19 protein-coding genes and 1 other RNA gene are annotated in these 19,273 nt (G+C 32.9%); 8 read left to right on the plus strand and 12 right to left on the minus strand.

What is annotated here, in order from left to right:
* Positions 1 to 16 precede the first annotated feature (16 nt).
* A complete protein-coding gene (locus R8749_RS05075; protein ID WP_317698395.1) occupies positions 17 to 673 on the minus strand; it encodes a glycoside hydrolase family 73 protein in 657 nt (218 codons plus the stop codon).
* Between the two features lie 343 nt (positions 674 to 1,016).
* On the opposite strand from R8749_RS05075, the gene R8749_RS05080 reads away from it, so the two are divergent.
* Both R8749_RS05080 and R8749_RS05085 read left to right on the plus strand, forming a co-directional pair.
* Positions 1,017 to 3,050, plus strand: coding sequence for an LTA synthase family protein (locus R8749_RS05080; protein ID WP_317698397.1), 2,034 nt, complete (start codon positions 1,017 to 1,019; stop codon positions 3,048 to 3,050).
* A gap of 79 nt (positions 3,051 to 3,129) precedes the next feature.
* Entirely contained in the window at positions 3,130 to 4,296 is a 1,167-nt protein-coding gene (locus tag R8749_RS05085; RefSeq protein ID WP_317698398.1) for a hypothetical protein, read from the plus strand.
* On the opposite strand, the gene R8749_RS05090 is transcribed toward R8749_RS05085, so the two are convergent.
* The 5 genes from R8749_RS05090 to R8749_RS05110 are packed head-to-tail and all read right to left on the minus strand — an operon-like array spanning position 4,293 to position 8,493.
* Positions 4,293 to 5,639: a PFL family protein gene (locus R8749_RS05090; RefSeq protein ID WP_317698399.1), complete on the minus strand. Its 1,347-nt coding sequence runs from the start codon at positions 5,637 to 5,639 to the stop codon at positions 4,293 to 4,295. The genes R8749_RS05085 and R8749_RS05090 overlap by 4 nt on opposite strands.
* Before the next feature lie 2 nt (positions 5,640 to 5,641).
* The gene (locus R8749_RS05095; protein WP_317698401.1) at positions 5,642 to 5,914 is read right to left on the minus strand and encodes an ACT domain-containing protein; all 273 of its coding nucleotides are present in this window, start codon (positions 5,912 to 5,914) and stop codon (positions 5,642 to 5,644) included.
* Positions 5,907 to 7,367, minus strand: coding sequence for a sensor histidine kinase (locus tag R8749_RS05100; protein WP_317698402.1), 1,461 nt, complete (start codon positions 7,365 to 7,367; stop codon positions 5,907 to 5,909). The genes R8749_RS05095 and R8749_RS05100 overlap by 8 nt, the downstream gene beginning before the upstream one ends.
* Positions 7,364 to 8,098, minus strand: a complete 735-nt coding sequence (locus tag R8749_RS05105) for a response regulator transcription factor (protein ID WP_317698403.1) — start codon at positions 8,096 to 8,098, stop codon at positions 7,364 to 7,366. The genes R8749_RS05100 and R8749_RS05105 overlap by 4 nt, the downstream gene beginning before the upstream one ends.
* Positions 8,095 to 8,493, minus strand: coding sequence for a hypothetical protein (locus tag R8749_RS05110; RefSeq protein WP_317698404.1), 399 nt, complete (start codon positions 8,491 to 8,493; stop codon positions 8,095 to 8,097). The genes R8749_RS05105 and R8749_RS05110 overlap by 4 nt, the downstream gene beginning before the upstream one ends.
* A 49-nt stretch (positions 8,494 to 8,542) precedes the next feature.
* Between R8749_RS05110 and ssrA the strand changes: the two genes are divergently transcribed.
* The 4 genes from ssrA to R8749_RS05130 all read left to right on the plus strand — a co-directional run bounded on the left by ssrA (position 8,543) and on the right by R8749_RS05130 (position 10,357).
* Positions 8,543 to 8,901, plus strand: a transfer-messenger RNA (tmRNA) gene (gene ssrA / locus R8749_RS05115).
* Between the two features lie 95 nt (positions 8,902 to 8,996).
* The gene (locus tag R8749_RS05120; protein ID WP_317698406.1) at positions 8,997 to 9,842 is read left to right on the plus strand and encodes an HAD family hydrolase; all 846 of its coding nucleotides are present in this window, start codon (positions 8,997 to 8,999) and stop codon (positions 9,840 to 9,842) included.
* A gap of 31 nt (positions 9,843 to 9,873) precedes the next feature.
* Positions 9,874 to 10,062 (plus strand): hypothetical protein, encoded by a 189-nt coding sequence (locus R8749_RS05125; protein WP_317698407.1) that lies wholly within the window; start codon positions 9,874 to 9,876, stop codon positions 10,060 to 10,062.
* Between the two features lie 25 nt (positions 10,063 to 10,087).
* Positions 10,088 to 10,357 (plus strand): hypothetical protein, encoded by a 270-nt coding sequence (locus R8749_RS05130; RefSeq protein WP_317698408.1) that lies wholly within the window; start codon positions 10,088 to 10,090, stop codon positions 10,355 to 10,357.
* Between the two features lie 102 nt (positions 10,358 to 10,459).
* On the opposite strand, the gene R8749_RS05135 is transcribed toward R8749_RS05130, so the two are convergent.
* The 3 genes from R8749_RS05135 to R8749_RS05145 are packed head-to-tail and all read right to left on the minus strand — an operon-like array spanning position 10,460 to position 14,974.
* The gene (locus R8749_RS05135; RefSeq protein ID WP_317698409.1) at positions 10,460 to 12,094 is read right to left on the minus strand and encodes an amino acid ABC transporter ATP-binding/permease protein; all 1,635 of its coding nucleotides are present in this window, start codon (positions 12,092 to 12,094) and stop codon (positions 10,460 to 10,462) included.
* Positions 12,091 to 13,794, minus strand: a complete 1,704-nt coding sequence (locus R8749_RS05140; protein WP_317698410.1) for an ATP-binding cassette domain-containing protein — start codon at positions 13,792 to 13,794, stop codon at positions 12,091 to 12,093. The genes R8749_RS05135 and R8749_RS05140 overlap by 4 nt, the downstream gene beginning before the upstream one ends.
* 25 nt (positions 13,795 to 13,819) lie before the next feature.
* The gene (locus R8749_RS05145) at positions 13,820 to 14,974 is read right to left on the minus strand and encodes a C40 family peptidase (RefSeq protein ID WP_317698411.1); all 1,155 of its coding nucleotides are present in this window, start codon (positions 14,972 to 14,974) and stop codon (positions 13,820 to 13,822) included.
* A 92-nt stretch (positions 14,975 to 15,066) separates the two neighbouring features.
* On the opposite strand from R8749_RS05145, the gene R8749_RS05150 reads away from it, so the two are divergent.
* Positions 15,067 to 16,359, plus strand: a complete 1,293-nt coding sequence (locus R8749_RS05150) for a Y-family DNA polymerase (protein WP_317698412.1) — start codon at positions 15,067 to 15,069, stop codon at positions 16,357 to 16,359.
* Positions 16,352 to 16,750: a DNA polymerase III subunit alpha gene (locus R8749_RS05155; RefSeq protein ID WP_317698413.1), complete on the plus strand. Its 399-nt coding sequence runs from the start codon at positions 16,352 to 16,354 to the stop codon at positions 16,748 to 16,750. The genes R8749_RS05150 and R8749_RS05155 overlap by 8 nt, the downstream gene beginning before the upstream one ends.
* Position 16,751: 1 nt before the next feature.
* On the opposite strand, the gene R8749_RS05160 is transcribed toward R8749_RS05155, so the two are convergent.
* From R8749_RS05160 to R8749_RS05170, 3 genes are read right to left on the minus strand one after another with little or no spacing between them, the layout of a single operon-like run.
* Positions 16,752 to 17,483 (minus strand): DUF3862 domain-containing protein, encoded by a 732-nt coding sequence (locus R8749_RS05160; protein ID WP_317698415.1) that lies wholly within the window; start codon positions 17,481 to 17,483, stop codon positions 16,752 to 16,754.
* Positions 17,484 to 17,488: 5 nt separating this feature from the next.
* Complete coding sequence (gene thiD, locus R8749_RS05165; protein WP_317698417.1) at positions 17,489 to 18,301, minus strand: bifunctional hydroxymethylpyrimidine kinase/phosphomethylpyrimidine kinase; 813 nt, start codon at positions 18,299 to 18,301, stop codon at positions 17,489 to 17,491.
* Between the two features lie 2 nt (positions 18,302 to 18,303).
* On the minus strand, positions 18,304 to 19,194 hold the full coding sequence (locus tag R8749_RS05170; RefSeq protein WP_317698418.1) for a DegV family protein: 891 nt from the start codon (positions 19,192 to 19,194) through the stop codon (positions 18,304 to 18,306).
* Positions 19,195 to 19,273: the final 79 nt, after the last annotated feature.

Here is a 19,273-nt window from a genome sequence, read left to right on the forward strand (position 1 = left end):
TTTAACCCACTTTTCTTTAATTATCGTATTGATTTAATTTATATTTATTAATAATCGCTATTAATTTTTCAGCATATGTTGGATCAGTTGCATAACCGGCTTTATACAAAGCTCTACTGGCTTCACGAAATTCTTTAGCATTTAAAACTTCTTGATACTGTTTTGAATTCCACGATGTTCCATTTTTCAATAGCTCTGCGTGAGCCACTACTGAATCTCTAAGATTTCTATATACCACAAAGTTATCATGCTTTTTAATCCATTTCCCATTAATAAATTCTTTGGTTTCAAGCGACACTGTATTATTTTGACCGGTTCCCTTTACTCCAAAATAATTATGATAATCAGTCGATAACTGACTGCGCCCCCAATCACTTTCTAAACACGCTTGAGCAATTGTGATGCTTGCCAAAATATGGTACTCTTTTTGAATTTGTTGGGCAATCGGGGTAATCGTTTTAATAAAATATTTCTTATTTTGTTCCTCTTTACTTCGAGCTAGTTCTTCTTTTCTTTCTTCATTAAGCTTTTCCTTTTGAATACTTTTAGAATAGTCGATCCTTTTTGTCGTCTCAACTGAATCTATTTTTTTTATAAAGAAAACTAAAAGTAGTAAAATTAAAAGAACTGTTAAACTAACAGTAAACGGCACTAATTTTTTTGTCTTTTTCATCTTATAATTTTATAATTCACTCATTCCTAAAAGTATATACTAATCAAAGCTCTATTGCTAAAAGAGAAATCCATAAATAAGAAAATTTAGTTCATAATTTATAATTTTACATTTATTAGAATCAAAATTTAAAGTAAATAACAATTTTTTTGCAGAATAGATCTGATAGAAAGGACGGGGTAAAAATCTTTTAGCCCCATTACCAATGAGAAAAAATATTAAAAAAATTTTAAATACTGAATTAGCTTTACCTATAATATTTACGATAATTATTTGGGTTAAGTCACTCTTAGCGTATTTATTTGATTTTTCATTGGGAATATCAGATCCTCTGCAGATAATTTTGTTAATACTTAATCCATTACCTTTAGCATTCCTTATTTTTCTTCTTCCATTATTATTTAAGAAAAAATGGATTCAATACACAGTAATGATCATTTTGGAAATTGCTGAATCTGCTTTAGTTTTTTTTAACGTCATCTACTATCGAGAATTTACAGATTTTATGACGGTAAATACAATGCTTGGTTATTCCAAGGTTTCTGAAGGCCTTTCAACCAGTTCAATTAGTTTAGTAAAGCCACACGATTTCTTTTACGTAATTGATGTTTTAGTCATTGTCATTGCATTATTATATATTTTATTTAAAAAAGTTTTTAAACATGAAAAAAGAAACTCAATTCTATCTTGGTTGCAATCACTAAAATCCGTTTCTAAACAAGGCCTTTCAGCCCTTATTTCAGGTGTCGTGGTTAGTTTTTTTCTTGTTTTATCTCTAAGTGAGATTGATCGACCTCAATTATTATTGAGAACTTTTGACCGAAACTATATCGTTAAATATTTGGGATTAGATGCCTTTACTTTTTATGATGGTTTTAAAACTGTTCAGAATAAAAACGTTAATGTCAACAAGATCCCCAAAGACCTTAATACAGTTCTTGAGTACAAAGAAAAAAATTACATAGAGCCTAATAAGAAATATTATGGGATTGCCAAAGGTAAAAACGTGATTATTATTCATCTTGAAAGCTTTCAGCAATTTTTACTAAACTATAAATTAGATGGACGAGAAGTGACTCCTTTTTTGAATTCCTTACTAAACAACAAAAACGTTTTGTCGTTTGATAATTTTTTCCATCAAGTTGGTCAAGGTAAAACTTCTGATGCTGAAACAATGTTGGAAACCGGAACTTTTGGACTGCCGCAAGGATCATTTTTTAGTTCAATCGCCCAAGATAATACGATCCAAGCTGCTCCAGCAATTTTACAGCAAAAAGGTGATTACACCTCTGCAGTTTTTCATGGTAATACTGCTGGATTTTGGAATCGAAATAACGTTTATAAAAATTTTGGATATGATTATTTTTTTCATAATGATTATTTTTATAATACTCCTGATTCCAAGGTTAATTTGGGAATTAAAGATAAACTGCTATTTGGTGAAAGCATTAAATATTTAGAACATCTGCCGCAGCCTTTTTATGCTAAATTTATTACTATTACTAATCATATGAACTTTGAACTTAGTTCTAAAGACAGTGATTTTCCGCTGGCCGATACTAAAGATAATGTTGTAAACCGTTACTTTAGAACGGCCAATTATTTAGATGAATCAGTTCATGAATTTTTCAATTATCTTCAAACCAGTGGTCTATTAAAAAATTCGGTTGTGGTCATTTATGGTGATCATTTTGGAATTTCAAATGATCGAAATAAAAATCTCGCCCCTCTTTTAAATAAATCTTCTGAAGAATGGAATAACTATAATAACGCAATGGTTCAACGAGTTCCTTTTATGATTTACGACGAAGGAATTAAAGGTGGCGTAAACCATACATTTGGTGGAGAAATTGATGTTTTACCAACTCTTTTACATCTATTAGGAATTGATACTAAAAATTATGTTCAGCTCGGACAGGATTTGTTAAATCCCAAACGAAGCCAAGTTATCGCATTTAGAAATCATAGTTTTGTGAGTCCTAAATACACATCTTACGATGGAGATTTATATGATACGGCAACTGGCAGTGAACTTACTCCTGATGAAACCCAAATAAAAGAAATTAAAAAAGATCAAAAGAAAGTCAATGATAAACTAAACGTTTCTGATTTAATAAACAATTCTAATCTTTTAAGATTTTACACTCCAGCAGGTTTTAAACCAGTAGATCCTAATAATTATAATTACATGAATGAATATCCGAGACTCCTTAAACAAGAAAAAGAAAGTTCTTCTAAACATCAAAGCGTATTTATTTCAAATTCTTCAAAGTCTACTATTTCTGATTTTAAACCGAGCGAAAAAGAACTAATTGAAAACCCAGATGAAATGACAGTTCCACCAACAAAAATAAATCAAAATAAAGCCAAAAAATAATTCAGTTCTTAATTAATATTCATATTTTTTTCAAATCCTTCTTATATACTTTAAAGTAACTGTTAAAGAGTGAAAAATAATGAAAACAATTAAGAACGCATTTGTTAGTTTTAAGTTTTATTTAAGGTTAAACATTAGATTAATCTTTACTTTTGTGTGCTTTCTTTTTCTGCTTTTATGTTCAAACATTTTAATTTTTAATAACAATTCTCGCCTTGAAACTCTTCAAGATCGTTTTAGTGAGATTCCTGGTTCTAAGATCAGCACTTTTTTAAAATACGTTAATGTAAGCTTTGATAAAATAAATAACTTATATTATTTACTAGATTGTTTTCTAGTTATTGGATTGACAATATTAATTCTATATTTAACTTATAAGAATCTAAAAAATAGGAACTACGAGTTAAGATCTTTAATTTTATTAGGTAAAACCAATATTGAAATTTTAGTGCAGTTACTCTTAGAACTATTAATTGTTTTTTTGATTAGTTTATTTCTGTTAATTGTAATTATGAGTGTCCTCTATCCAATCCTTTATAATGCAGCCAATAATTTAAACGATAAATTATTTGAAATTAACATTAACAAGCTTTTAAACATACATTATGGATATGATTTTGATGAGCTAAAGTTTATTGATCAGGCCTTATCGAACAATACGATCTCTATGTATAACTCAATTAATATTCTTTCAATTAGTCCTGAAATAGTTAAATTTAATTTTTCTTCGATTTTTAATAAAATATTATTCTTAACGATGACAATTTTTGCTTTGATATCAATTGTTGTGGTTTTATATTTGATCAAGCAAAGAAAAAAGCTTTTCACTTCTTTTGTTAAAGAAGAAGATGACAAATTTAAAGAGTTTTTCAACAAATTCTATAATGATAAAAACTATGGTTTTATTTTTCAAGAGAATGAACCTCTTATTCCATATTTATCAGGGTTAGACAATGTCTGTTTCGTTCTTAAAAACAAAAAAACGGCAGAAAATTATGCCGAATTATTTAAAACAATTTCCAAAAAATCTTTCATTAACAACGAAGCAGTATTTCTATCGCCTTACGAAAAAATCCTTATTCAGTACTACCGTTTAATTTTAGAAAATAAAAATCAAATTGTTGTTTCCGATTTAACTTCTGATTTATCAATTAACGAACAAAGAAAGCTTATTGATGAAATTACCCACCTCAATAAGCTTTACAAAGTAAAAGATATGATTATAACTAGCGAACTTAAATCTTAATTTTTAAATGAATGGATAGGAGCTGGAATAAAACCACCCCGTTTAATAAATACGTTACTTTTTTCACTGTGGACCGGCATAATGGGAGCATCTCCTAAAAGACCACCAAGTTTGTAAATGTCACCTACTTTAGCATTTGGAACTGGAATAATTCTTACTGCGGTGGTTTTATTATTTTGAACGCCAATTGCTGCTTCATCAGCAATAATTGCCGCAATAGTTTCTGAAGGAGTTGAGCCTGGGATTGCTATCATATCAAGACCTACTGAGCAAACGGCAGTCATTGCCTCTAATTTGTCGATATTTAAAACTCCAGCGATTGCTGAATCAATCATCCCTGCATCTTCTGAAACTGGAATAAAAGCACCTGATAATCCTCCAACTCTCAAACTTGCCATAACCCCACCTTTTTTCACCGCGTCGTTAAGCATCATTAGAGCTGCTGTTGTCCCGTGAGTACCAACTACTTCTAATCCCATTTCTTCTAAGATTTCAGCAACTGAATCTCCCCTTGCAGGAGTAGGCGCTAACGATAGGTCGACAATACCAAAAGATTTGTTTAATCTTTTAGCGGCTTCACTGCCAATAAATTGGCCTAAACGGGTTATTTTATAAGCTGTTTTTTTAATTGTTTCATATACTTGGTCAATCGATGCACTTTTAGATAGCCTTTCAATTGAACGTTTTACAACTCCTGGGCCAGAAATTCCAATATTAATTGTTGAATCTCCTTCGCTGACACCATGAAAAGCGCCCGCCATAAAAGGATTATCTTCTACCGCGTTAGCAAAAACTACTAATTTAGAATTACCCATGACACTTTTTGAGGAGATTTCTTTAATAATTTTCCCCATTTTAGCAACAGCATCCATGTTGATCCCGGCTTTAGTTGAACCAATATTAATTGAAGAATTTAAAATATCTGTTTCTGTCAATACTTGCGGGAGAGAATCAATTAAATTTTCATCTCCTTTACTTGCTTCTTTTTGAACAAGTGCACTAAAACCACCGACAAAATCAACACCAACTTCTTTACCGGCTCTATCAATTGCCTTCGCATAAGTGATCATATCTGAAGAATTAGCATTACCAGCAACTAAAGAAACAGGCGTAATACTGATCCTTTTATTTGTAATGGGAATTCCATACTCATCTTCAATATCGTCTGCAGTTTTCACTAAATCTTGGGCGTAATTTGTGATCTTATCATAAATACGCTGGGAAGCTTTTTGATGATCGTCACTCACACAATCTAATAATGATATTCCCATCGTGATTGTTCTGATATCTAAATGTTCATCACGAACCATTTTTATAGTTTCTAGAATTTGAGTTTTATCCATTTTTATATATTCGCCATCGCATTAAAAATATCTTCTCTTTGAACGTTTACTTCGACTCCTAGAACTTTTCCTTCTTCAGTTAAAATTGATTTTAATTCTTTAAAATCAACTTCAGCATTTTGAATATCAGCTGACATCATCATCGTAAACATATCCTGCATAATCGTTTGAGATATATCTAAAATATTAGCTTTTACATCAGCTAGTTTTGTTGAGATTCCAGCAACAATTCCTGGAGTATCTTTGCCTATTACTGTAATAACGATTTTAATCATTTTTCTCTTCTTCTCCATCCGGGAAGACTAACGTAAAAGTCGTTCCCTTATCAACTTCACTTTCAACCTTAATTTCACCACCATGTAATTTTACAAGCTGCTGAACGATTGAAAGTCCCAATCCTGATTCACCATACTTAGTATTTTTACGAGAAGGATCTGCTTTGTAATAACGATCCCAAATGTTTTTGACTTGTTCTTCAGTCATCCCAATTCCAGTGTCACTTATCATAATTTTGGTTTCTTTGTATCCTCGTTCATTTTTAAGGGTAATCGTGCCGTCTTTGGTGAACTGGATTGAATTATTAGCAATATTAATTACTATTTCTACAAATCGATCATAATCAGCATAGACTGGAATTTTTTCTTCACTTCCAGCCGATTCGTACTTGATAGTATCTCCGGCTTCTGCTGCTTTTTTTTCTAATTGAAATGCAACATTTTTAAGAGCTTCGGTACTATCAAAAGAAGTTTTGTTTAAGGTAATTTGATTTGCTCTAATCCGTTCATAATCAAGATTTTCATTAACTAGCTTAATTAGACGCGTGGTTTCTTTTCGCATTAAATCAATGCTTTTACCTTTTTCTTCTTCTGGAATTGCATCATAAGCTAAGCCTTCAAGTAAGCCGTTAATCGTTGTTAAAGGCGTTCTCATTTCGTGCGCCGCATCTGCCATAAACTGCCTTCTGCGTTCTTCTTGTCTTTCAATTTCAATATTTGCTTCTTTTAAATTTTGAGTCATATTATTGAAGTCTTGACTTAAACTATTCAACTCGTCTTTAGTTTTTTTAGATACTGGAATTATTACATCATAATTACCTTCCGAAATTTCTCTAGTTGCTTTACGCATTCGATTAATTCTGCGCGATTGAAAACTAGAAAGCAAATAAATAATTACAATGGCAACTGCACTTGAAATAATAATCGCTAGTAATAAATTCGACTCAATATTTTGAATATTTTTTTGAACGCCTTGAACTGATGAGGTCACTACAATTACGCAAAAAAGCTTATTACGGTAAAAATAAGGTTTATAAATTGCGGTCTGCTCAATGTGCTGGCGGTCTTTAGGAATTGCTTTTTTTGGGGCTTTAGGATCACGAATTGTTTTGCCATTCAAAAGCTGGTTCCACTTATCACCTGAAATACTAGGAATTGCTCCTACATTAGAAGGAAATATTGGCAGATTTTCAGAATTATAAATAATAAAATTTACATCCTGACTGCTTAAGATATCTTGGGCTTCTAAAATATAATTTTGATTCGGCCTAAAAAAATTTCCAATCCGGTCCCAGCCATTTTTTTGTAAAACATCAGCATAACCTTCCAACTGGTTCCAAGTATTACTGTAGACCAGCCGTTTAGTAGACTGAATAAAAGAAACTGAAATTATTACTAAAGTAATAATTAATAGGGTAACAAATGAGATGATCTGCTGATAAATTACTTTCATTTTTCGCTGCTGTTTTCAGAATCGTCAAATTTGTAACCCACACCCCAAACGGTTTGGATGATCTGAGGTCCTGATTTTTCAATTTTTTGACGTAATTTTTTGATATGGGCATCTACTGTTCGTTCATCACCAAAATATTCATAATCCCATACTTGCTGTAAAAGCTGTTCTCTTGAGTAAACTTGTTTAGGATTTTTTGCAAGTGTATGCAATAAATCGAATTCTTTAGGAGTCAATCCTTCAATTGGCTTACCGTCCAAAAATGCTTCGCGAGTTTTAACGTTCATTTTAAAACGTCCCGTATCAATATCAAATTGAGGATTGCCTTCTTTGACTTCTTCTTCATTTACCGTTTCTTCACTAACTTGGCTGCGGCGATGTAATGCCTTAATTCGAGCAATTAGAGTAATTGGTGAAAATGGCTTTGTTACATAATCATCTGCCCCTAATTCAAGACCTAATACTTGATCACTTTCAGAATCTCGTGCAGTTAACATAATTATCGGAACCGTTTTAGACTTATCTCTTATTTCTTGAGCAACCTGCATCCCGTCTTTACCGGGCAGGTTAAGATCAAGCGTTATGATATCAAAAGAAGTTGGATCTTCATTAAACTTTTCAACTGCATCAATTCCATCGTAGGAAAATACAACTTCCCAACCTTCTTTTTTAAAAAACATACTCATCATTTCTGAAACAGATTTGTTATCTTCAACCATTAATATTTTCATTTACGTAAACCTTTTTCTAATTTGATTTTTTTTCGTTCTCGTTCATCTAAGCTCTGATATCCAATCGGAAACTTATTTTCTTTTTTTAATTTAACTGTCAATTTTTGTTCTACAAATGCATAATAAGAAAGAATTAGTAACATTTCAGCAAAGATCCATAAATATACTAACCGATCTAGCTTTAAAATATGAATCATTATTCCTAAAATTAATTGTCCCGCACCACATAAAATTAGATATAATTTTGCCATTTTTTGAGCATATTGATAAGAATCTTCATTTACATTTGCTAAATAAGAGTAATAACCGTATATTTTAATGCTCCTTTTTGGCTTAATAATTTGAAAGATTATTGCAAGGGCAATCATCACAAAACCACAATAAACAAATATCATTTCGTTTTCTTGTAAAACCTAATCCTTTCAACTATAATAATACACTCACGGGGGTGTTTTGGAATCGACATTAGACCATGGGCTTAAGTTTCGATTAAAGTTTTGGGTCTTTTCAAAACCCAGCAGAAATATAACTGCTAAAAATGAAAATTCTTACGCTTTAGCTGCCTAAAAAACAGTTGCGTGACTTGGTTTTTATTCGTCTATAGGTAAGATCCAGGTCTCAAATTAATGTAGACTAGCTTTAATTATAACCCAATGATTAAAGTGAAACACCACGGGTTAGTCTTTCATTTAGGATTTTCTGAGTCCTTGTGATAGGCGAATGCTAACTCAGAATATAATCGTAACAAAAAACTTATGATTCAGATCTAGTGGACAGGGGTTCAAATCCCCTCACCTCCACTATATTAGCTAAAAAGAATGTTGAGTTATCAGCACTCTTTTTTATTTTATAGTAAAATTAAAAATTGTTAAATTTAAGTAGAAAGTTAAAAATATTCATGTCAAATTGTTCGATTTTTGCATCAGATTTAGACGGTACTTTATTAAACAGCCAAAGTGATTACGATCGATCGCTATTTAAAAAAATAATTGATTATTTAAATAGTCATCAGATGAAATTTGCAGCTGCTACCGGTAATCAGTATCAGCACGTAAGGCAAATATTTTCAGAAGTTGCTGATAAAATCGACTATGTTGCTGAAAACGGAGCCGTTGTTGTCGTTAATAATCAGATAATTTATGAAAACTTTTTAAATAAAATGGCTCTTTTTATTCTTGTGGAAGATTTATTAAGCGATCCTTATTTAGCAGGGGCTCAAATTATTCTTTCAGCACGTGATCATGCCTATATTAATCACGTTTCTTCTGATAGTATTGAACGAGCAGGTAACTATTATCATAATCTTTTGGTAACAGATAATTTGAGTAGAATTGCTAGTGAGGTTGACATATACAAAGTTGCTTTAAATTGGCCGGATGAAGATGATATCAGCCGTCATTTAGAATACATCGAAAATAATTTTGAAGCTATCAGAGGAACTAGTTCTGGTCGATCGGGCATTGATATAATTTCAAAAGACATCAGTAAAGCATCAGGTTTAAAAATTCTTTTAGAAAGTTATGGAGATACAACTGATAATTTAATGGTTTTCGGTGATAATGGAAATGATTTAGAAATGTTAGAATATGCGGGAGTTGGTGTTGCGGTTCAAAATGCAATTCCAATAGTAAAACAGACTGCAAATAAAGTTTTAAATGAAACTAACGATCAAAGTGCAGTTTTAAAAGAGATTATAAATAATTTAATTAAAAGTGGAGCTTCACCTTCATTTTTTGAATCATGAACTATAAAATATAAACAGAGGGATAAATAACATGCGAAAAAAAATGGATAATTTGAGTGATGCAGAAAGACTTATTATGGGTGTTGCAACTGTAATAATCTTGGTAGGAGCCTTTTTTATGAATATTCCAACCATTGTAATTGGTTTTGTTTTATTCTTCGCTGCAAAACCAATTTCAAATCATATTGGCGGATCAAAAGGTGGCAATAAAAAGAGTTAGTTGTATTAAAAGGGAATATAAATAGATGAATTACGATGAACTGGCAGCATTGGGACTTCAAGATGATGGAAATCTTAAATTAATTTTAAAAGGTTCTGTGGAAAGTAAAGTTGGTGTCTTTGCTGTGGTTTTTATAACCAAAGATGTTGCTTTAGCGAAAAAGAAGTTAGAAGAGTTTAATAAAAGTAAGAACAAAGATGATTATTTTATGGTTTATAGCTGCCCGACGGACACCTATTTACCTGATTTAGGTCACTATCCGTCACTTGAAATATCAAAAGAAGACTTGTTATAAAAAATCGAAAGTCGATGCTTTTGACTAATAAATAAGAAAAACGCTGATGAAATCGAAAATCAAGAACGATTTCATCAGCGTTATTTCATTTTTAAGAAGCATTTATGTCACAGACTCATTTTTTTCTTGGATTAATCTACCATCTGACATTTTCCAGACATAATCACAAATTCCAAGTGATTCTTCCCGGTGAGTAATCATTAAAACAATTCCGTGATAGTGTTTCTTAATCGCATAAAGAATAATTTTTTCATTAAGAATATCTAGGTTGCTAGTCGGTTCGTCAAGAATTAAAAATGAGGATTTATGCAGTAAGGCTCTTGCTAAAGTTAATCTTTGAGCCTCACCAGCTGATAATTGAAGATCTGTCGACGAGACAACTTCATCAAGCCCTTTTGGTAATTGTTCTATTAATTCTGAGAGCTGAACTTGTTTTAAAATCTGCCAAAGTTCTTCATCATTAAAAGAGTCATTACCTAAAGTTAAATTTTGGCGAATTGTATCAGAAAATACCTGTGGCTCCTGAGTTAAATAATTAATTTGTTCCCACAAACTATCACGATCAATTTGATCAAGATCCGTTCCATTGATCGTAATTGAATTTGGTTTTACATGATACCACTTCATAATTAACTTAACTAAAGTAGATTTTCCACTTCCGCTTTGCCCGATTATTCCACCGATTTCACCCTCACGTAAAGAAAAATTAATATCATTTAATACTTCGACATCACGACTTGGATACTTAAAGTTTAAATGGTTAACTTCAATGTCTTTAATTTGTCCGATTTGAACTGAATCAGCTGATTCAGTTTTAGGTTCAGGTGTATCTAAAAGTTCAAATACTCTTTTAGCAGCACCAAAACCTTTACTTAAAGGATCAGATAAGGCAGCTAATGCTTCAACCGGTTTAAAAGCAAACGGAAATGCCAATAAAAGCGGTAAAACTGTGGAAAATGGATATGCTTGAGTAATTAAAACCCCTGCAGTTAAAACCCAAGAAATAATCAAAATTATTAATTTTAACCAATTTTTCTGCCAATTTAAAAATCCGACTTTTTGACTTACTTTTGCTTCTGAATGATATTCTTTTTCGACTGAATCTACCTTCACAGGTACTGCGTTTAACTGAAGTAAAATATCTCTTCCCATAATAGCTTCAAACATTTGCTGCTGAATTTTTCCTTGAACTTTACTTAACTCAGCATTTTGTTCTTTGATTTTATTTGCCTTATATAACGGCAAAAAGATCCCGATTAAGGCTCCGCATAAGAAATAGATCAAACCGGCAGCTGGCGCTACTATTGCAAAAATAATTGAAATACCAACTAGAAAAATTAAACCAATAAAAAGCGGCACAATTGTATGGGCATAGAAAATTTCCATTGCCTCGATATCACTGCCCACCATTTTTAATAAATCTGCTGATTTTTTTTGATCTAAACCAGCAGGAGCTAATTTTTGAATCTTTTGATAAACCAGATTACGAATGGTTGCCAGAATCTTAAAAGCAACATAATGACCGCTATATTGTTCAGCAAAAGCAGTAATTCCACCAACAATAATAAAAATTAAAATTAGCCAGAGAGAATTTATTGAAAACGCTGACTGACTCAACATAGAGCCAGTAAACCAAGCTACAACTACTTGAACTGACTCGGCCACTAGACCGCATAAAAGGCTCAAAATTAAAGCAGGTATTAACGGTCTAACAAAACTAATCATTCGTTTAATCATAATTCTGCCTCCAAGTCTTTTTGCGTGGACATCATCTTTTTAAAGGCATCATTTTGTTGATCAAGTTCATCAACTGTTCCCAAAACGAAATGACGATCTGTCAGAAAATAAATAAAATCTAGTTGATCAATAATTGTCCACTCATGTGTTATCAAAAGCACGATTTTTTGAGCAGCCAGCTTTTTAATTGCTTTTAAAATGATTTTGCTGTTATTGGAATCAATACTTGCAGTAACCTCATCAAAAATGTAAACATCTTTATTCATCAAGATCAGGCGGGCAAAAGCTATTTGCTGTCTTTGTCCTGGTGAAAGTAATTTTCCTCCCTCACCTACTTGCGTGTTAAATCCTTCCGGCAGCTTTTCAACAAATTCGCACAGACCTAGATCTTTTAGATATCCTTGCCAATCACTATTAAATCCTTCTCCCAGGGTTAAATTTTCTTTAATCGTACCTGAAAATAGATAAGGCTGGGCACTTAAATATCCCACTCGCTGCGCTAATAAATTTGTAGATTCATTTTGATTGTCAGCACTTAGACAAGATACAATCCCACTAGAAATTTTTAGCTGCCCTCTTAGGACCTGGGCAAGTGTGCTTTTGCCGCTTCCATTATGACCAACTAGTCCATAAAGTTTTCCAGGTTTTAAATCAAAATTGGCATTCTCCCAAAGTAATGGTTTATCTGGATATGCAAATGAGGCATCTTCAACTTTAATTTCGTTGATTGATTCAACAGTAGAGTCTTTTTTGAATTCAGTTGGTGTTTTAGCATGATCAATAATATGGAAAATATGAGTCATTGCGGGTTTGGTGGACATAATAATATGGACAAAATAACCCAGCTGCCTTTCAGTAATTAAAAGTTCGGCCATTAAGACCCAAAGCACTAAACTTTGAGCAAGAGACATATTTTGATTTTTAAGATTAAACCAGAGCATTGCTGAACCAACAGCTAAAGTTCCAAAAATTAAACTATTTAAAATCAGTAATGACTGCAGCTGATACTTTAGCAGATCCATAGTTTTTTGTCGGAAAAATTCTGATTTTTCACTGAAAGAATCACGATAGCGCGTATCAGCTTTGTATACCATTAAAGTGTTAATTCCGTGTAAGTCGTCAATAAAGCGATGTCCCATTGAAAGCCAGCCATTCATATAAGCCCAATTTACCTGCGGACCAACTTTTTGGAGTAACATCATTCCTACCCCAATTAATAAAATACAAATAATTGGTAAAATCCAGACCCACGAGTGCCATGCAATTGCTAAGATCAACAATAATATATAAGATAAAAATTCAGCACAGAATGAAGGAAAAACACTATTGTAAAAAACATTTAAACGGTCAATTCCCTGTAAATCACGATTAATGACCGTTTCTGCGTTTAACTTTTCAGCTTTAACAGGGTCAGTGTTAAATACTCCTTGAAGATATTCTTTTCTAATTTGCTGTTTAGCAGTAATTGTCCATTGTTCGATGCGCGAGCGGGCACGTGGTAAATTGAAATAAATTATCGTTAAAACTAAGATTGCGATCAAAATACTCGTTAAAGTAAAATTTATTGTTCCTGTTTGATACCAAAAAAATATAACCGCGGCGGTTAAAACTGGCAAAACCATAATTAACCATTCATTAACAATCTGCTGAAGAGCTCCCATTCTTCCTGCTTTACCATAACTAAATAATCTTTTGATCACAACTAAGCCCTCCTATTAGTTTTAACTAAGTAAAGATTCGAACGCCGAATGACGGCATAAAATCTGCCGTTATTCGATCAATTTTAATGTTGGTACCTGGACGCAATGCGTTAAGATACTGATTATTTCCCAAATACAAAGCAACATGATAAGTTGCACCTTGAGCACCCCAGAATAAAAGATCTCCCGGCTGAAGCTGATTAAGTCCCACTTTAACTCCTGCTGATTCTTGCGGTACAGTCCAAGAACCAATATTTTGTCCAGTAACCTGCTGAAATACGTATTGCATTAATCCTGAACAATCAAAGCTATTTGGTCCTTTGCCATCCCAAACGTAAGGTTTGCCTAATTGCGCCTTTGCCGCTAAAATAACTTGATTAATGGCCTGCTGTTTAGTTTTGCCATTTAAAATAACTCGGGAACGCTTTGGAGTGATAGATTTAACGACTGTAGAAGGCAGCCATCCTCCATCACTTAGTTCATACCAAATAGTGTTGCCGTTTAAAACAGTTGAGTTCACTTCAACAATTGCACCTACATTTGCCCGATAAATACCTGCAGAATAGAAATTACTGTCATAATAAATTGGTGAATTTTTAACCACTTTTAATGCTGCAAAATTTGGATCCCAGATTTCCGCAGAAGTTAATGGAAAACTAGTATTGGTGACCTTAACATAAGCCCCAGAAATCCATTGGTTTTTTCCGACTTGATACCAAGAATTTCCCTGTTTATCAAGAGCTTTTTGAGAAAAAGTCCATGATGTTCCGTGTTTTAACGTTTGACCCGTTCTTTGGCGAGTAACTTGATAACTATTCCAAACGGCAATACTATATCCAGGAACATAATTTATTTTCGCGATTCCTTTATTGATAATCTCTGATTCAGTTGGTGTCGCACCTTGACTGCTGGAAACCCAGAGATTGTTTCCTACTTGATACCAACTTGTCCCTTGAGCTGTTTTAACTGCTGAATATTTCCAAGCACTTCCGTCAGCTAACTTTCTTCCAGTTTTTTTCTTATTTAAACCATACCCTTGCCATAATTCGACTCCATAGCCAGGAATATAGTTAATAGTAATAACTCCCTGATTTACTGCTGCTTGGACTGGCTGTTCTAAATTAGAAAATCCTAAAGCAAATAACATGATAAATAATAAGGTGATTTTTTTTCTTTTCATGTAATTAAGTATATCACGTACTTTTAGTTAGTAACATCTTGAAATTAACGAACAAATGTTCTAAAATTCTTATTTAGAATGGAGGACATGAAATGTATGACTATTCAAATGAACCGCATCATGTAATTTTTGTCATTGATTCCAAATCTTTTTATGCCAGCGTTGAAGCAGTGGATCATCAAAAGAATCCTCTAGCTGATCCCATCATTGTTGTTTCAAAAGGAGATAATATTGGCGGAGGAGGACTAGTTCTTGCAACAAGCCCCACAGCTAAACAGATGTTTGGATTGAAAACAAACGTTTCTCGGATTAAAGATATTCCCAATGATCCACGTTTAATAATTTATCCCCCTCGCATGAATCGCTATATTGCCAAAAATATTGAAATTAATAATATTTTTCGAAATTTTGCAGCAAATGAAGATCTTCATCCCTACTCAATAGATGAGTCTATTTTAGATCTGACAAATTCTTGGAATCTCTATGGCAAAACTGTTGATGAGGTCGCCCGCAAAATTCAACAAGAAGTTAAGAAAAAAACCGGAATTTATACAACAATTGGAATTGGTGATAATCCAACCCAAGCTAAAATTGCTCTCGATATATATGCCAAAAAGAATCCCTCTTTTCTAGGAGAAATTCATTATGAAACGGTTGAAACTTATCTCTGGCCGCTTAATAATTTATCTGATATTTGGAGCATCGGCAAAAAAACAGCACAAAAATTAAATAATTTAGGAATCTATTCTTTAAAAGATCTGGCTCACTTTGATCCTTATATTCTGCAAGATAAATTTGGTGTGATTGGTTCTCAGCTTTACGCATTATCTTGGGGAATTGACCGCTCAGTTTTGGGACATTACCAAGAACCTAAATCTAAAAGTATCGGTAATTCACAAGTTTTACCGTATGATTACACTCAAATTAAAGAACTTAGGATTGTTTTTCGAGAACTAGCAGATCAAGTGGCATCTCGTCTTCGCAAACAGGGTTATTTGGCCGGATGTATTAGCGTATCATTTAATGATTCAACCCGCAGTAATAACAGTAGATCTAAGCAAAAACAAATCGAACCTACAAATAATTCGTCAATAATCGCTGATGAAGTTGAAAAACTTTTTAAAAGTGCTTGGAGCGGTGAACAAGTTCGATATGTCGCTGTTTATTCGACTGATTTAACACGTTCAAGTAAAACGCAGACTAATTTATTTCTATCAGATGTTGAAAAAAATAAGAACGATTATTTAGATAATACGATCGATCAAATTAGACAAAAGTTCGGATTTACTAAACTAGTAAGAAGTACCTCTCTAAAAACCGGCGGGACTGCAATTAAAAGAGCCGGACTTGTTGGTGGACATGCTGGAGGAAACGCATATGAATAAATATCCTAATTATAGTTCTAAAAAACGCGATCAGTTTCTCCATGACTTTAAAGACCGGGGAATGATGCGGTGGTTTGGTTTTTATTTATCAGATCATAGCTTAGCAATTAGAAAACAAAAAAAGCAAGAACATCAAATTCTTGCCCAAAAGCACCATCTTCAAATGAGCTTTTCTGAAATAGCTGAAACTATTTCTCTTGCGTTAGTTCATCAGAGTCAGGTGATAATTGAAAAAAATGATACTGAAATTAAAAATGGTGAGATGATTGATTCTGCTCAAATTAAAGGATTTATTCAAGGATACTCAGATGATGGATTAGTAGTTGACGAGCAAGAAATTCCCTATCAAGAAATTAAATATTTAACTCTATATCAGGGAACAAAATCCTAAACTACTTTAAACCAGTTTGATTTTTAGCTGTCAATTTGTTTGCGGTAAATACAAAAGTTACGTTAGCTGTCTTAGAATCTGATGGATTAGTATTTAAATTCGAAGAAAAAATTGCAGTTTTAAATGTCTTTTTACTGGAAATGCTTTCGGTTAGACCATTAGGTTCGCCGAACTCTTTGATAACTTCATCATAAGTCGTTCCATTTTTGATGTTATTAAAATCGGATAGGCTAATTTTTTTCGGACGATCTACTTTAAAACCAACAATTGCCTTTGAAACTGCCCGCTGATTAGTAAAAGAAATACTTAAGCTAATACTATCCGATGTTTGTTTTCGAATATAAGTCCAATTTGCATAAGATGAAGTTGTCCCTTTGATAGTATTGGTTGTTAAATTAGTTGGTTTCCCTAATAATTTTTCAGCTTCGCTTAAAGTCGATCCTTTACTGTTTTTCTCGCTGGTATCAGCTACTTTTATTTTATTAAATTGTGATTTAGTAGGTTCTTTCTTTAAAAATTTCCCTTTTGTAATACTTGATTTCACCTTGGAGTTTGATGATTTATTAGAATTGCTGGTTGATTTTTTGACTACTTTATTAGTGCTATTACTAGACTGACTCTTATTATTGTTTTTACCAGTTAGTTTAACAATGCCAAATATCACAACTAAAGCAACAATTACTGCGGCAACTGCCATAATAATCTTATTTTTCTGATCCTTTTTTGGATTCATTTATATTAATTCTCCTTTATTTTCCAGTGATTAATTGGACCATATTTATGACCCACTAAAATAGAATCAGCTAATGCTCGATGAGTATTTTCGTTAGCTGTCATTATTGCCTGACGAATATTTTCGCCTTTAGCAAGTTCTGCCGTAATTATTGCAGACAGTGTATCACCTGTCCCATTAATTCTTTTTGTATCGATATAGCTATTTTCAATCCAAAAAGAACTACCGTCTTCTAACAAGACATAATCACGAACAACCTTTTGCTGACTATCAAAAGCATGAGATCCCTTAAGCATAATATTTTTTGCACCCCAAGAACGAAGCTTAGAAGCTGCCTTAATAATCATAGAATCATCTTTGATATCCATTTCAGTCAACCTTTCGGCCTCTTTGAAATTAGGGGTTAAAATTGTTGCTAAAGGGAGCAGCTTCGACCTTAACATATCAATCCCAGGGTCGTCCATTAAAATGGCCCCGTGTTTTGAAACAATAACTGGATCAACAACCAACGGGCCCAAATCATACTTTTGGTATTCTTTAGCAACCAGTGAAATTAAAGGCGCATCGGCAAGCATTCCAGTCTTTGCAGCTCTAATCTTAAAATCAGCTGCTAAGTTTTTAAATTCCGCCTGAATAAAATCTTCCGGCAGATTACAGCGATTAAAAACTCCATAAGAATTACCTGCTACGGCTGCAGTTAAAACAACTAATCCATAAACTTTGCGCTTAAAGAAAGAATGGAGATCTGCTTCCATTCCCGCCGAGCCATCTGAATCGGATCCAGCAATTGTCAAAGCCTGCGGAAAATCATTTTCCATTATTAATCTCCACTTAACAAAACTTTATCATAATCCATAAGCCATGTTACCCCGATTGATTTATCACCTAAATGGGTTCCAACTACTGGGCCAAAATAACTAATTTCATATGAAAAGTCAGGATATTTTTCTTTTAAATTTTGCATCCACCGCTCAGCTTCTTCCTCATCGTTACCTTGAATTACCAATACCTTAATTGGATAATCCAGTTTAGAAACATCACGCTGAAACAGCTCTTCAATCCTTGCATTAGCTCTTTTAATTGAACGAACCTTTTCAAAAGCTACGATCTTGTGGCTGTCGTCATCAAAAGTAAGCAGAGGTTTAATCTTAAGCACATTACCAATAAAAGCTCCGGCATTCGATAAACGCCCGCCTTTAACTAAGTTTTGAAGATCATTGACAATAAAATATTCACCGATAGAAGCTCTTATTTTCTTTAAATTATCAATTATCTGTTCAGGATCGGATTGATCGCCATCTTTTTCGATTTGTTTAGCGGCATAAAGAACTAAATGTCCCATTAAACGAACGGTAATCCAAGAATCAAAAACGTATACTTTCGGTCCTTTAAAACTTTTCAATTCTGATTTCAAATTGGAGACAAAACCAGAAATTGTTGATGTAATATGGATACTGATGATTGCATCGCAACCCTCATCTGCTAATTTCCGATATCGATCTATGGTTTCCGCAATACTTGGCTGCGAAGTTTTAGGCAATTTTTTACTTGTTTTTAACTTGTCATAAAATTCAGCCGTTGAGATATCTTCGCCTTCGTGATAAGTCTTCCCACCAATTTCAACTGGAATTGACACTACTTCAATATTATATTTTTTTATTTCTTCAGGAAATAAAGTTGAGCTGCTATCTGTCACTAAGCCGATTTTCATATAAAATACTCCTTAAAAAACTTTATTTATTATACAAGATTTACAAAATCAAACCAAACTACCAACAAAATAATATAAA

This window comes from Xylocopilactobacillus apis (genome assembly GCF_033095965.1).
In the GTDB taxonomy this organism is placed as follows: domain Bacteria; phylum Bacillota; class Bacilli; order Lactobacillales; family Lactobacillaceae; genus Xylocopilactobacillus; species Xylocopilactobacillus apis.